Source organism: Epibacterium sp. MM17-32 (assembly GCF_022348205.1).
GTDB lineage: Bacteria > Pseudomonadota > Alphaproteobacteria > Rhodobacterales > Rhodobacteraceae > Epibacterium.
Window position 1 is genome coordinate 274,780 of sequence record NZ_JAKRFC010000001.1, and the last position, 13,924, is coordinate 288,703.

A 13,924-nucleotide genomic window follows, 5' to 3' on the forward strand; every position below is an offset into this window, starting at 1 on the left:
CCAGAAGGCGCATGGCGGACCGCGAAATCATGTGGTGGGCGAGAAACGCCCAACATCAGCTGGGGGCAGGCGGTGGCGCAGATGTCACATATCCGCTCGGTGTATCTTTGGTTTGCAGCCTTGGATCGCTGGCGAAAATCGCGCAGGGCGCGCAACTTCACCACGCTTGGGCTGGTGTTCCTTGGCCCGGCGATGGCGATGGTTACCTTTCTGGTGATCGGTCCGTTTGGGCAAGGGGCGAGCTCCCCGGCGCTGCGACTGATTCTACTCGCTGATCTGGTCTATGTGCTTGCGATCGCCGCCATGGTGCTGAGTCAGATCGGGCGCTTGATCGCGGCGCGGCGCGAAAAATCGGCCGGCTCACGGCTGCACCTGAGGTTGATCGGCGCCTTTGCATTCTTGGCCCTGGTGCCAACCGTAACGGTCGCGGTCTTTGCAGTTTTGACGGTGAACGTGGGGCTGGAGGGCTGGTTTTCGGATCGCGTGCGCGACGCGATCGGCAATTCGGTCAAGGCCGCAGAGGCCTACGAGCGCCAGCAACGCCAGGATCTGGAGCAGGACGCGCTGGCGCTGGCGCGCTTTCTGGATCACAGCCGGTCCAAGAATTTCTTTATGAGTGACGGCGAGCTGCGTCAGTTTCTGTCTCAGGGGCAGTTGCAGATCCAGCGCGGCTTGCAAGAGGCCTATGTGATCAACGGAACCGGGGTGATTCAGACCCGGGGCGAACGCTCCTACGAATTTGATTTCGAGATGCCGACGTTGGAACATATCGGGGCGGCAGAAGAAACCGGCCTGCATGTGATCCAGGACTGGGAGAACAGCGAATTTCGTGCGCTCGTGCGTCTGAATGCCTTTGTGGACCGCTATCTCTACGTCAGCCGCGATGTCGATGGCGAACTGCTCAAGCTGCTCGACGACACGCAGGAAACGGCGCATCTCTATCAGCAACTGGAGAGCGAACGGGGGCGGGTGCTGTTCGAATTCGGCCTCTTGTACCTTGGATTTGCGGTGATCCTGATCCTCGCGGCGATGTGGCTTGGCATGTGGTTTGCCGAGCGCCTGTCGCGCCCGGTCGGACGCTTGACCGTCGCTGCGCAACGGGTCGGGGCCGGTAACCTCAGCGTGCAGGTCACCGAAGAGCAAGGCGATGACGAGATTGCTCAATTGAGCCGGTATTTCAATCAGATGACGCAGCAACTTCAGGCGCAGCGGGAAACGCTTTTGGAGAATACCCGGCAGATCGAACAGCGTCGCCGCCTGTTTGACTCCGTGTTGTCCTCCGTCACCTCGGGCGTGGTTGGGCTGGATGCCAAAGGGCGTGTGACCTTTGTCAACAAATCGGCCAAACGTCTGCTGGACTGGCAGGAAGACCAGCAATCCGTGGCGCTGGCGGTTGCGGTGCCGGAATTCGGGCCCCTGTTTGACGACCTGATCGAAAGCGGGTCCGGCGTGGCGCAGGGCGAGATCAAGGTGACGCGCCAGGGCCGCCTCGAGAACCTCCTGGTGCGCATGGCGCGTCGGCGTTCGGGTGAGCATGATCTCGAGGGCTATGTTGTGGCCTTTGACGATGTGACGGACCTGGTCAGCGCGCAGCGGATGGCGGCCTGGGGGGACGTGGCGCGCAGGATTGCCCATGAAATCAAGAACCCCCTGACGCCAATTCAACTCAGTGCAGAGCGCATCAAGCGCAAATTCGCCCCCAAACTGGGAGAGGATCACAGCGATCAGCTGCAATCCATGACGGATGTCATCGTGCGTCAGACCAATGACCTGCGTCGTATCGTGGATGAGTTTTCAAAGTTCGCGCGCATGCCCGAACCGGACCGTCGCGAAGAAGATCTGGGCAAGCTGGTGCAGGAGGCGGTGTTGTTGCAACAGGCCGGTCAACCCGATTTGCGCATCCATTCAGATCTGCCGGAGCAAGAGCTCAAGGTCGATGTTGATGCGACAATGATCGGACAGGCGCTGACCAACCTCATCAAGAACGCCGGCGAAGCCACGGAAACGCTGAAACAAAAAGGCGCGCCAGAAGATTATGCACCGGAGATCCGGGTGCAGGTGCGCTCTGATGCGCTGGGTCATGTGATCACGATTGCCGACAACGGGGTCGGCCTGCCGGCAGATCGGGCACGGCTGTTCGAACCCTATGTGACAACCCGCGACGAAGGCACCGGGCTCGGCTTGCCGATCGTCAAGAAGATCATCGAAGAGCATGGCGGCACCTTGGCGCTGGAAGACGCGCCGCTCTTTGACGGAAATCGCCACACAGGTGCCATGGCGGTGATCCGCCTCCCGGCGTTCGCGCCGGACAGTACCGTCCACAAACAAACCGTAGTAGCAGGGCTGACATGAGTGACATTCTGATTGTTGACGATGAACGTGACATCCGGGAATTGGTTTCGGACATTCTGGAGGATGAGGGCTACGCCACGCGAAAGGCCGCGAATTCGGAAGAATGCATGGCGGCCTTTGAGGACGCGCGCCCCTCGCTGCTGATCCTCGACATCTGGCTGAAGGACAGTCAGATGGACGGCATCGATATTCTGAAGGTCGTCAAACGCGACTATCCCGAGGTGCCTGTGGTGATCATTTCCGGTCATGGCAATATCGAGATCGCGGTCGCCGCGATCAAGCAGGGCGCCTATGACTTTATCGAAAAACCCTTTAACATCGACCAGTTGATGGTCGTTATTCGCCGTGCGATGGAAACCTCGCGTCTACGGCGCGAAAACACCGACCTGCGGCGCAAGGATGTGGGCGCAGCGGATATGGTGGGCACATCGCCCGCGTTCCGCACGCTTGTCGGGCAGCTCGACAAGGTGACCAAATCCAATGGCCGCGTCATGCTGACGGGCCCTGCGGGCAGCGGCAAGGAGGTCGCAGCGCGCTACATCCATTCCAATTCGAACCGGGCCGGTGCTCCGTTTGTGACGGTGAACTGCGCCAGTATCGAGCCGGAGCGGATGGAGGATGTTCTGTTCGGCCGTGAAAGCGGCGAGCGCGGCATCGAACCGGGGCTGCTGGAACAGGCGGATGGCGGCGTTGTCTTCTTTGACGAGGTCGCCGACATGCCGTCGGGCACCCAGTCCAAGATCCTGCGGGTGCTGGTCGATCAGCAGTTTGTGCGGGTTGGCGGAACCGAGAAGATCAAGGTCGATTTGCGGGTGGTATCCGCGACCAGCCGTGATCTGGAACAGGAAATCACTGACGGGAACTTCCGTCAGGAACTCTACCATCGTCTGAATGTGGTGCCGATCTGCGTACCGGCCCTGTCCGAGCGGCGCGAGGATATTCCGTTGCTGGCCCAGTATTTCATCGAAGGTTTCAACAAATCCCAGGGTCTGCCTCTGCGGGCGCTCAGCGATGATGCGGTGGCGCTTTTGCAGACCATGACCTGGCCGGGCAATGTGCGCCAGCTCAAGAACCTGGTGGAACGTGTTCTGATCCTTGGAGAATCCTCCGAACCGATCCAGGCCAAGGATCTGCCCAGCGAAGAGGAAAAGGTCGAAACAGAAGGCCGTGTCGTGCTGTCCGGGGCCCTGGCGACATTGCCGCTGCGCGAGGCCCGCGAAGCGTTTGAACGTGAATACCTCCTGACCCAGATCAACCGGTTTGGCGGCAATATCAGCCGCACGGCCTCTTTTGTCGGCATGGAACGTTCGGCGCTGCATCGCAAGCTGAAGTCGCTTGGCGTGGTGACCTCCAACAAGGCCGGCACACGGATTGCCCGGGTCGAGAATGAGGAAACAGCGGTCTGAGGACGGCCTCTGCGGCAAGGACAATTGAATTGACCCTGCCCAAGCCATCTGTCATGCAAATCAGGCATTTCAGCGCCCGGAGAGCGGATCGATGAAGGTAATAATCTGTGGCGCCGGGCAGGTCGGCTGGCAGATCGCGCGGCATTTGTCGGGTGAACATAACGATGTCACCGTCGTGGACAACAATCCGGATCTGGTGCGTCGCGCAACGGATACGCTTGATGTTCAGGGCATTGCGGGCTTTGCCTCCTATCCGGATGTGCTGGATCGGGCAGGGGCGCGGGATGCGGATATGATTATCGCCGCCACCCATTCGGATGAGGTGAACATGGTCACCTGCCAGGTGGCGCATTCGGTGTTCTCCATCCAGCGCAAGATCGCGCGCCTGCGGTCCAAAAGCTATCTCAACGCCATTTATTCCGACCTCTATCGTCGTGATCACCTGCCGATCGACGTGGTCATCAGCCCGGAGCGCGAGGTGGCAGCAGCCGCCATGCAGCGGCTGCGCGCGCCGGCGGCCTTTGATACCGAAGTCTTTATGGAGGGGCGGGCGCAGTTGCTGGGCATCCACATCGATGAGGAATGCCCGGTGGTGAACACGCCGTTGCGCCAGCTGACTGAGCTGTTCTCGACCCTGCGGGCGATCGTGGTGGGCATCCGCCGCGATGGCAGCCTGTTTGCGCCGGAACCGGGGGACCAGCTGTTTGTCGGCGATGCCGCCTATGTCTTCTGTCACGCGGATGACGTGAATAGAACCATGGAAGTCTTTGGCAAGAAAGAGAAACGGCAAGAGCGCGTCGTTATCGTCGGCGGCGGCAATGTCGGGCTGGAAGTGGCCAAGGCGCTCGAAGGGCGCGCCGGTCGCACCCGGGCCAAGATGATCGAGATGAACCGGAAACACGCCGAGAAGGCCGCCGAAGAACTGGAGCGTACCATTGTTCTGAACGGGGACGGGCTGGATCGCGGGCTGATGATCGAGGCCGGGATCGACAAGGCCGATGCGATGCTGGCGGTGACCGATGACGACAAGACCAACATGCTGGCGGCGGTGCGGGCCAAGGCCGAGGGCTGTCCCTTTGCCATCGCCCTGATCAACGACCCCACGTTGCTGCCTCTGCTGCCGCATCTTGGCATCGACGCCCACATCAACCCGCGCGCCACCACCGTCAGTTCGATCCTGCGCCATATCCGCTACGGGCGCATCCGGCAGGTCTATTCCATCGGCGATGCCGAGGCCGAGGTGATCGAGACCGAGGTGCTCTCGACGTCGCCCATGGCCGGTCAGGCCTTGCGGGATATTGATTTCCCCGAAGGCGTGCTGGTCGGTGCGGTGAGCAAGAACGGCGAGGTCATGCGCCCCACGGGTGGCCTGCGGATCGAGGCGGGGGATACGATCGCCCTCTTTGCCATGGCGGCGGACGTGCGGGAGGTCGAGCGCCTGATGCAGGTCTCGATCGACTATTTCTAGAATGCCCCGTCGCCCCCGCTCTCAGGTTCGTGGCATCCTGCGGCTGCCGTTGCTGCTGCTGATCTGGGGCGTGTTCTCGGTCGCCATGTGGATCCCCGCGATCCATGCCGTGCTGGTGGACGATCACAATACCTCGCAGAGCTTTTTCTATTCCGGGCTTGTCGGGGTGACCCTGGTGACCTTTATCGGGCTTTCGGTGTCCAACCGGGTGCCGCGATACGGGATGCCGGGGCAGCTGATGACCCTTCTGGCGACCTTTGTGTTCCTGCCGCTGTTTCTGGCGGTGCCGTTGCAGGACGCGCTGCGCAACACCAGCTATCTGAATGCCTATTTCGACATGGTCAGCGCGTTGACCACCACCGGGGCCGATATTTTTGATCAACCCGGTCGCCTGCCGGCGTCGGTGCATCTGTGGCGGGTGCTGGTGGCCTGGCTCGGCGGTTTGTTCATGTGGATTGCGGCCTCCGCAGTGCTGGCGCCGCTGTCGCTTGGGGGATTCGAGGTGACAACCCGGGCGGAGCCTGGGCGCAGTGACGCGATCCTGCGTGAAAGTCACCGGCCGGACCCAAGACGCAAACTCATCATGGTCACCGTGGCGCTTGCCCCGGTCTACGTCGGGCTGACCCTGGCGCTTGCGGTGCTGCTGCTGCTCTGTGGTGACAGCGGTCTGGTTGCGGTGTCCCATGCGATGTCGGTGATGGCGACCTCCGGCCTGTCTCCGATCGGGGGGATCGGCGCGGCCCAGTCCGGGCTGGCCGGCGAAATGGTCATGTTCCTGTTCCTGCTTTTTGCGCTGTCGCGCCTGACGTTCTCCAGCGATACCGTCGCCGTGGGCCATGGGCGTCTGGACAAGGATCCGGAGTTCCGCACCGGCATGTTGATCATCTTCGGGGTGCCGATCCTGCTGTTCCTGCGCCACTGGATCGCGGCGCTTGAGGTCAATACCTCGGACGATCTGTCGATGGCGCTGGCCTCGTTCTGGGGCGCGCTGTTCACCATCACCTCCTTTCTGACCACGAACGGGTTTGAAAGCGGCTATTGGTTCAGCGCCCAGGAATGGTCCGGGCTGGAGACGCCGGGCATGATCCTGCTGGGTCTTGCGGTCATGGGGGGCGGGGTGGCCACCACCGCCGGTGGTGTGAAACTGCTGCGGGTCTATGCGCTCTATCTCAACGGTCTGCGCGAGATGGAGCGGCTGGTCCTGCCGTCATCGGTCAGCGGCGAGGGGCGGGGCAACAGGCGGTTGCAAAGCAACGGCGCCTTCGTTGCCTGGATCTTTTTCATGCTGTTCGCCTTGTCGCTGGCCCTGATCTGCGTCGCGCTTTCGGCGTTTGGAATCCCGTTTGAGCAGGCGATGATTCTGGCCGTGGCCGGTCTGTCCACCACTGGCCCGCTGATCGAAGCGGCGGGGCAGGTGCCGATCGAACTTGCGCTGCTGGCAGCCCCGGCAAAGCTGATCCTGTGTTTTGCCATGGTGCTGGGCCGGCTGGAAACGCTGGCCATTATCGCACTTCTGTCGCCCAATCTCTGGCGGAGCTGACAGAATCTGGTTAACCCATGTAGAAAAATGACGTATTTCGGGTGGAAACCCGCTAAAACTGCGTCCATACTCCGCGTAAGGGACGCGTTGGGCCGCAGCGCGTGACAAGAACAAAGGCGAGATAATAAACAAATGGCTTCGGACAGACAGAATCTTCAGGACGCATTCCTGAACCACGTTCGCAAAACTAAGGTTCCAGTCACAATCTTTCTGATCAACGGTGTCAAACTTCAGGGCGTGATCACCTGGTTTGACAACTTCTGCGTGTTGCTGCGCCGCGATGGCCAGTCGCAACTTGTGTACAAGCATGCGATCTCGACCATCATGCCGGCTCAGCCGATCAGTCTCTATGAGGGTGAAGACTCCAATTGATGGAGCATGACAGGAAGCGGACTCGCGCCTGGGTCCTGCATCCGGATATCAAGTCAGACAGAGAGCGCCGCGACGCTGTTCCGGCGCTGGAAGAAGGTGTGGCGCTCGCCGCCGCCTTGCCCGACCTGGATGTGGTCGGCTCCAATGTCGTGGGGCTGCCCAAGGCGCATCCCGGCATGCTGTTTGGCTCCGGCAAGATCGAGGAGCTAAAAGCGGTCTTCAAGGCGGAAGAGGTGGAGCTGGTCCTGATCGACGGTCCGGTCAGCCCGGTGCAGCAGCGCAATCTGGAAAAAGCCTGGAAGGTGAAGATCCTTGACCGGACGGGGCTGATCCTGGAGATCTTTTCCGACCGTGCGCGCACCCGCGAAGGCGTGTTGCAGGTGGAAATGGCGGCGCTGAGCTACCAGCGCACGCGTCTGGTGCGCGCCTGGACCCACCTGGAGCGACAGCGTGGTGGACTCGGGTTTGTCGGCGGCCCCGGCGAAACCCAGATCGAGGCCGACCGCCGCGCCATTGACGAACAACTGGTGCGCCTGCGCCGTCAGCTGGACAAGGTGGTGAAAACCCGCACCCTTCACCGCGCGGCACGGGCCAAGGTTCCCTATCCGATCGTTGCGCTTGTTGGTTACACCAATGCGGGAAAATCCACTGTTTTCAACCGCCTGACAGGTGCGGAGGTGATGGCGAAAGATATGCTCTTTGCCACGCTGGACCCGACCATGCGACGGGTGGAGCTGCCGGATGGACCCGAGGTGATCCTGTCGGACACGGTGGGGTTCATCTCTGATCTGCCGACGGAACTGGTCGCCGCATTCCGCGCCACGCTCGAAGAGGTGCTGGCCGCGGATGTCATCCTGCATGTCCGCGATATCAGCCATAGCGAAAGCGATCACCAGGCCGAAGATGTGGCGCAGATCCTGAATTCTCTTGGCGTCGACGAGGATCGCGCCCTGATCGAGGTCTGGAACAAGATCGATCAGCTGTCCCCCGAGGAGGCCGAGGCCTGTCGCCAGCGGGCAGAGCGAAGCGACGATCTGTTTGCGATTTCGGCGCTCACAGGCGAGGGGCTGCCGGAGCTGCTCGCTCAGATCGCGCTAAAACTGCAAGGCGTTCGCCACACGGACGTGCTTCACCTTGAATTTTCACAAGGCAAACAGCGCGCCTGGCTGTTCAAGGAAGAGGTGGTGCAGTCGGAGGAACAGACCGAAGAGGGGTTTGAACTGACGGTGCGCTGGACCGATCTGCAAAAGGCCAGGTTCGAGAAACTCTGATTATGCGGCGACGCATCCGGCCCCCGGTTGGGGGCCGGACCCGCGCGCTGTGGTAATGTCGGATCGTCGCCCAGCCCATGGCGCAGATGGTCCATAGAGGGGCGTCTGGGCGGGCGGCGTCTGTCGCCCCTCCGCCTCAGCGTGGCAGGATCCGGGTCACACCAACGGCTGCCGCCCGCGCCAGGTCCTCATCCAGCGACATCGGAATATATTCCCCCCGGCGCCAGAACTGCGCCATGTCATCGTAATAGCGCGACAGGAAGTGGCCTGATTGCCCGGTTGCGATGATAAAGACGGAACTGTCCGGATCGGCAAAATCATAGACCCCGCGATAGCCGGCCGCATGCACGTTGCGAAACGGCGCAGGTTCCTCGCCCGAGGTGAGGCCGCGCTGCAAGGTGTTGTCACCGCCGCTGGTGGATTGACGGATGTTCACGAAATAGCGCAGCAGGGGCACTTCGCCGAGGACCTCATGGTCATGCGTCGCCTGATGGGCGTCGCCCCAGCGCAGGGCCTCCAGCGCATTGCCATAATGCTCGCTGATGTAGACCAATGCATCGTCCAGCGCCAATCGCGCCATATCGGTGCAGGTTTCCGTTGGGGCGCTTTGCTGCACGTCACACCAGACGCCAGCCCCGTCGATGTCGCGGAACACCCGTTCCAGGAACACCGGGTCAACACGGGTAAACGCATCAGCAAGCGGGCCGAGTTCATCCTCGATCAGGCGTTTTTGCAAAGCACGCACCCAGCTGGCGTAGATCAACGGCTCTGGCAGGTGTTCGTTCATCTCTCCGTTCCACTCTGCCAGCAGCGACAAGGCAATCTGGCGTTGGCGCGCCGGGGTGCCGTCGGGGGCGGCCTCACCAGTGAACCAGAGATCAGCCCCGATCAGCGGCAGCAGGCTGCGGGCACTGTAGGAAACGGTGTCGAGTTGCGCTTCGATAAAACTGTCACGGGTGTGCACCTCGCGCGTTTGCATCAGCCGCCGCCAGCGATTGATCCGCTGCGTATCGCCCCATTCAAACGACACGTGATTGGGAAAGGGCCGGTCCAGCAGCTTGTTGTTGGTGTTGCCAAGGATGCCGCCGCGCGGGCTGACAAACTCCGGGTTCGCCGCATAGGGCAGGCGACCCTGCCACTGGTTTTCACGGCGCCAGCCCTGATTGGGCAAGCGGCCTTGGCTTTGATTGCGCGGATCGCGGTCCGGCATGGCGCCCACGGTTTTCAGCGCAATGGTTTCCGCGTCGGCCAGGGTCAGGTTTTGCGACGGCGCAATGAAGTTCTCGCCAGCGATGATCGCCTGGTCCACCGTCTGCGCGCGCATCAGTTCCAAGGCCGCGGTCATCGAGGTGTCGCGGGGCGACAGCGCTGTCCAGCCGAGGCTGATGACATGGCCGGGCGGCGTCACGGAGGCCAGGTCGAACAGCGAGCCGGGCAGCACCGGCCCATTGTCGGTCCAGCGCAGCGTCAGGGTCAGCGGTTCGTTGCCCTTAATCTGGACGATGGAAGGGCGGCTCTCGAACTCCTTGTAGCCGGTCGGGCTGAGGTACTGCTGCGGGTTGTCGGGATTGATCTTTTCGACGAACAGATCCTGATCGTCGAGATAGGACGAGGTGACCCCCCATCCCATCTGCTGCGATCGCCCGGTCAGAACGGCGGGAATGCCCGGGATGGTGCCACCGATCACGCCGCCAGTGCCCAGTTCCAGCCGTGCCAGATACCAGATACCGGGAGCGCTCAGCCCGAGGTGGGGATCATTGGCCAGCAGGGTGCCCCCCGCGGCAGAGCGGTTGGGGGCAGCGGCCCAGGCGTTGGAGGCGCCCCCGAGGCCGCGCGGGGCGACAGGCATCAGCGCGGCGTATTGCGACCCCTCTGAGGGGGCCGCATCCGGTGTGGGGAACGGGCCGGGAAACAGCTCGGTGTATTCCGGCAGCGTCGCGGTTCCAGTGCCCGGTGCATCGGGGAGAATATCCAGCAGCCGCGCGGGGTTATCAAGCGCAATGGAGGTCTGCGCCCGCAGGATTTCCTCTTGCAGATGCGAGGAGAGCTGCAGCGCCATCAGCTTCATGATCGCGATGCTGTCGGCGGGCTGCCAGGGGGCGATCGGCATGTTGAACAGGAACATTTCAGGCGCGCCACGCCCCAATGCGCGCTCGTTGACCTCCTGCAGGCGCGCATTGACGCCGCTGGCATAGGCTTCGAGCGCGCGCAGGCTTTCCGGGCTTTGCGCCGCGACGGAGCTGCGCGCGGTGCGATAGAGATCAAGGCGGCGCAGGAAGCTGTCGGTCTTGACTGTGCGCGGGCCGAAGATTTCCGACAGACGCCCCTGGGCGGTGCGGCGCATCACTGCCATTTGCCAGAGACGATCCTGCGCATGGGCATAGCCGAGGCCGAAGAATACATCCTCGTCAGAGGCGCCGAAGCTGCCAAAGATATGCGGCACATTGGCGTGATCCCGCACGATTTCCACCGGCGCGGTTGGTCCGGGCAGCGCGATCTCCTTGTCATAATCGGGCAGCGATTGTGCGGCGAGAAAATAGACAAGTCCCGCGCCCGCAAGGCCAAGCAGAATCGAACCGGCCGTGAGGCGGAGAAGCCAGCGGAAAAGGCGTGCCATTCTTTGTCTATTCCCTTGGAAATTCGAGATTTGTTGCCAAGACACATTGCGCTTGATCGGCGCGGTGCTAGGGTTGGCGCCAACATATGCGAAGACAGATCAGGGGGAAAGGACATGACCAAAGTTGCGTTCCTTGGGCTTGGCGTGATGGGGTATCCCATGGCGGCACATCTGCAAAAGGCAGGCCATGATGTAACAGTTTACAACCGTACAACCGCAAAGGCGGAGGCCTGGGCGGCGGCAACGGGCGGGCGCGCTGCGGCCACCCCGCGCGAGGCTGCGGCGGAGGCGCAGTTCGTGATGGCCTGCGTCGGCAATGATGACGATTTGCGCTCAGTCTGCCTGGGACCCGATGGGGGGTTTGCGGGGATGGCGTCCGGCAGCACCTTTGTGGATCACACCACCGTTTCGGCTCAGGTCACCCGGGAGCTCTATGCGGCCGCGCAAGAAGCAGGGCTGGGCTTTGTCGATGCGCCGATCTCCGGTGGCCAGGCGGGGGCCGAGAACGGTGCCTTGTCAATCATGTGCGGTGGTGATGCGGATCAATACACCAAGGCGGAGCCGATCATGGCAGCCTATGCGCGTATCTGTCGTCGCATCGGTGACAGCGGCGCTGGCCAGATGACAAAGATGTGCAATCAGATCGCCATTGCCGGGCTGGTGCAGGGCCTCAGCGAAGCGCTGCATTTTGCCGAAAAGGCCGGACTGGACGGGCGCGCCGTGGTCGAGGTTATCAGCCAGGGCGCTGCGGGCAGCTGGCAGATGGCCAATCGCTACGAAACCATGCTGGAAGACCAGTTCGATCACGGGTTTGCGGTGGACTGGATGCGCAAGGATCTCGGGATCTGTCTCGACACTGCGGATGACATCAACGCCAGCCTGCCGGTGACTGCATTGGTGGATCAGTTCTACAAGGATGTGCAGAAACTCGGCGGTGGCCGCTGGGACACTTCGGCGCTGATCAAGCGCTTGCGCGCGCTCGATTGATCCGGGCGACACGCCCGTGGACGGGCCGCAAACAGCAAAGCTTCCCGGATCAAGGGAGGCTTTGAACGCGTTGATACTTGGCATTAATTGCCAGTGTCTTAGGGGATGATGCGGGTGTATTTGGACCCTTCGAGGGTTGCCCCCAGACGCAAACCCGCCTGACCAAAGACCGCGGCAATCACCGGTGCGGTGAGGGTGTTGGTGTCGGCGGTCAGCGCATTGCCTTCGTCCTTGACCACATATTCGAGATCCGCACCGGCGGTCCAACCCGATGAACGGCGGAACCGTGCAAGCGCCGCATCGGTCATGAAGAACAACACATGCGCATATTGCTGGGCACCGATTTGCAGACCGGCGTTGCCTTTGACATTGGCATAGTAGTCAACGGTGACACCATTGATGCGCAGCGCGCCGCGCCCATAGGCGCCACCAAAGATGAACCCTGCCTCGGTCACCAGCGGGATCACCAGCATGCCCGCGGATTTCTCCGCCAGGTCCCGGGTGCCGGGGTAGCGGCTGTACATCTGGTTCAGCGTCGCGTCCACGCGGGCGTCGATCTTCACGTCATTGGTATTACCGATGCCATTTCCGCAAGCGGCGGTCACGCCCAGCGTGGCGAGCCCGGCGGTGGTGAAGGCGCGGCGGGACAGAGAGGAATTTGTTCTGCTCATGGTGTTACCTGCATAGTGGGTCGGCGCTTTTGCGCCTTGTTTGAGCCGACTATAGGCAAGCTTCGCGCCTCTGTCATCTCGAACCCACGCCGGATGCGCGGGTTCCCGCTGTCACGTTCACGTGTTCCGACCTATCCGTTCAGCAGTCGCGCGATCTGTGGCGCGAAATAGGTCAGGACACCGTCGCAGCCCGCACGGCGGAAGGCCATCAGGCTTTCCAGCATTACCCGTTCGCCATCGATCCAGCCATTCTGCGCCGCAGCCTGGATCATGGCGTACTCCCCGGAGACCTGATAGGCGAAGGTCGGCACGGCAAACTCGCGTTTGACGCGCTGGCAGATGTCCAGATAGGGCAGACCGGGTTTCACCATGACCATATCTGCGCCTTCGTTCAGGTCGCGGGCGATCATGCGCATTGCCTCATCCGTGTTGCCCGCATCCATCTGATAGGTCTTCTTGTCGCCCTTCAGCGCGCCGGAGGCCCCGACCGCATCGCGGAAGGGTCCGTAAAACCCCGAGGCATATTTTGCAGAGTAAGAAAGGATCGTAACGTTCTGAAATCCGGACTTTTCCAGGGCTGAGCGCATGGCGCCCACACGACCGTCCATCATATCCGAGGGGCCGATAATATCCGCGCCAGCCTCGGCTTGCGCCAGGGTCATGCGGACCAGCGCCTCGACGGTTTCGTCATTGCGGATTTCGCCGTCCACGACATAGCCGTCATGGCCGTTGATATTATAGGGGTCGAGCGCCACATCCGTCATCACCGCCAGATCCGGTGCCGCGGCCTTGATGGCGCGAATGGCGCGATTGCACAGGTTGTCCGGGTTCCAGGCTTCGGCACAGTCTGCCGTTTTCAAGGCGGGATCCGTGTAGGGGAAGAGGCAGATCGCCGGGATGCCGAGCGCATGCGCCTCGACAGCGGCCTCTGCTACCTTGTCGACGGATCGGCGGACCACCCCGGGCATTGATGCAACCGGTTCCTCCACGCCCTCGCCATCGCGTACAAACACTGGCCAGATCAGGTCGTGCACCGAAAGTTCGTGTTCCCGCGTCAGGTTGCGAACGGCAGCTGAAGCGCGCAGGCGGCGCGGGCGGGCGGCTGGAAAGGGTGCAATGATAGGGGGCATCTTGATCTCGTGACAAATTCCGATGCCTATGGGTGCCACGGATCAGGCGTGGTTCACAAGTGCCGCGCCCGTGCATTTCTGACGCAGCAGCCCTTGTATCAGCGCGCGTG

The 13,924-nt window shown here is 61.9% G+C and carries 10 protein-coding genes; 7 read left to right on the top strand and 3 right to left on the bottom strand.

Annotated features, from left to right (window positions below):
* Nucleotides 1-72 precede the first annotated feature (72 nt).
* The 6 genes from MHM88_RS01305 to hflX all read left to right on the top strand — a co-directional run bounded on the left by MHM88_RS01305 (nt 73) and on the right by hflX (nt 8,409).
* Nucleotides 73-2,352, top strand: a complete 2,280-nt coding sequence (locus tag MHM88_RS01305; RefSeq protein WP_239359225.1) for a PAS domain-containing sensor histidine kinase — start codon at nt 73-75, stop codon at nt 2,350-2,352.
* Nucleotides 2,349-3,758, top strand: coding sequence for a sigma-54 dependent transcriptional regulator (locus MHM88_RS01310; RefSeq protein WP_239321523.1), 1,410 nt, complete (start codon nt 2,349-2,351; stop codon nt 3,756-3,758). The genes MHM88_RS01305 and MHM88_RS01310 overlap by 4 nt, the downstream gene beginning before the upstream one ends.
* Nucleotides 3,759-3,849: 91 nt before the next feature.
* On the top strand, nt 3,850-5,226 hold the full coding sequence (gene trkA, locus MHM88_RS01315) for a Trk system potassium transporter TrkA (RefSeq protein ID WP_239321521.1): 1,377 nt from the start codon (nt 3,850-3,852) through the stop codon (nt 5,224-5,226).
* 1 nt (nt 5,227) lies between these two features.
* Nucleotides 5,228-6,766 carry a TrkH family potassium uptake protein gene (locus MHM88_RS01320; RefSeq protein WP_239321519.1) on the top strand — a complete coding sequence of 513 codons (1,539 nt, stop codon included), beginning with the start codon at nt 5,228-5,230 and terminating at the stop codon, nt 6,764-6,766.
* A gap of 132 nt (nt 6,767-6,898) precedes the next feature.
* Complete coding sequence (gene hfq / locus MHM88_RS01325) at nt 6,899-7,138, top strand: RNA chaperone Hfq (RefSeq protein ID WP_005611588.1); 240 nt, start codon at nt 6,899-6,901, stop codon at nt 7,136-7,138.
* Complete coding sequence (hflX, locus tag MHM88_RS01330; RefSeq protein WP_239359235.1) at nt 7,138-8,409, top strand: GTPase HflX; 1,272 nt, start codon at nt 7,138-7,140, stop codon at nt 8,407-8,409. Before hfq ends, hflX begins: the two co-directional genes overlap by 1 nt.
* A gap of 136 nt (nt 8,410-8,545) precedes the next feature.
* On the opposite strand, the gene MHM88_RS01335 is transcribed toward hflX, so the two are convergent.
* Complete coding sequence (locus tag MHM88_RS01335) at nt 8,546-11,026, bottom strand: penicillin acylase family protein (RefSeq protein WP_239359237.1); 2,481 nt, start codon at nt 11,024-11,026, stop codon at nt 8,546-8,548.
* A gap of 114 nt (nt 11,027-11,140) precedes the next feature.
* Between MHM88_RS01335 and MHM88_RS01340 the strand changes: the two genes are divergently transcribed.
* Nucleotides 11,141-12,013 carry an NAD(P)-dependent oxidoreductase gene (locus MHM88_RS01340; RefSeq protein ID WP_239359239.1) on the top strand — a complete coding sequence of 291 codons (873 nt, stop codon included), beginning with the start codon at nt 11,141-11,143 and terminating at the stop codon, nt 12,011-12,013.
* Nucleotides 12,014-12,111: 98 nt separating this feature from the next.
* Here the strand turns inward: MHM88_RS01340 and MHM88_RS01345 are convergent, their stop codons facing one another.
* Both MHM88_RS01345 and hemB read right to left on the bottom strand, forming a co-directional pair.
* Complete coding sequence (locus MHM88_RS01345) at nt 12,112-12,684, bottom strand: YSC84-related protein (RefSeq protein WP_239359241.1); 573 nt, start codon at nt 12,682-12,684, stop codon at nt 12,112-12,114.
* A 131-nt stretch (nt 12,685-12,815) separates the two neighbouring features.
* On the bottom strand, nt 12,816-13,814 hold the full coding sequence (gene hemB, locus MHM88_RS01350) for a porphobilinogen synthase (RefSeq protein WP_239359243.1): 999 nt from the start codon (nt 13,812-13,814) through the stop codon (nt 12,816-12,818).
* Nucleotides 13,815-13,924: the final 110 nt, after the last annotated feature.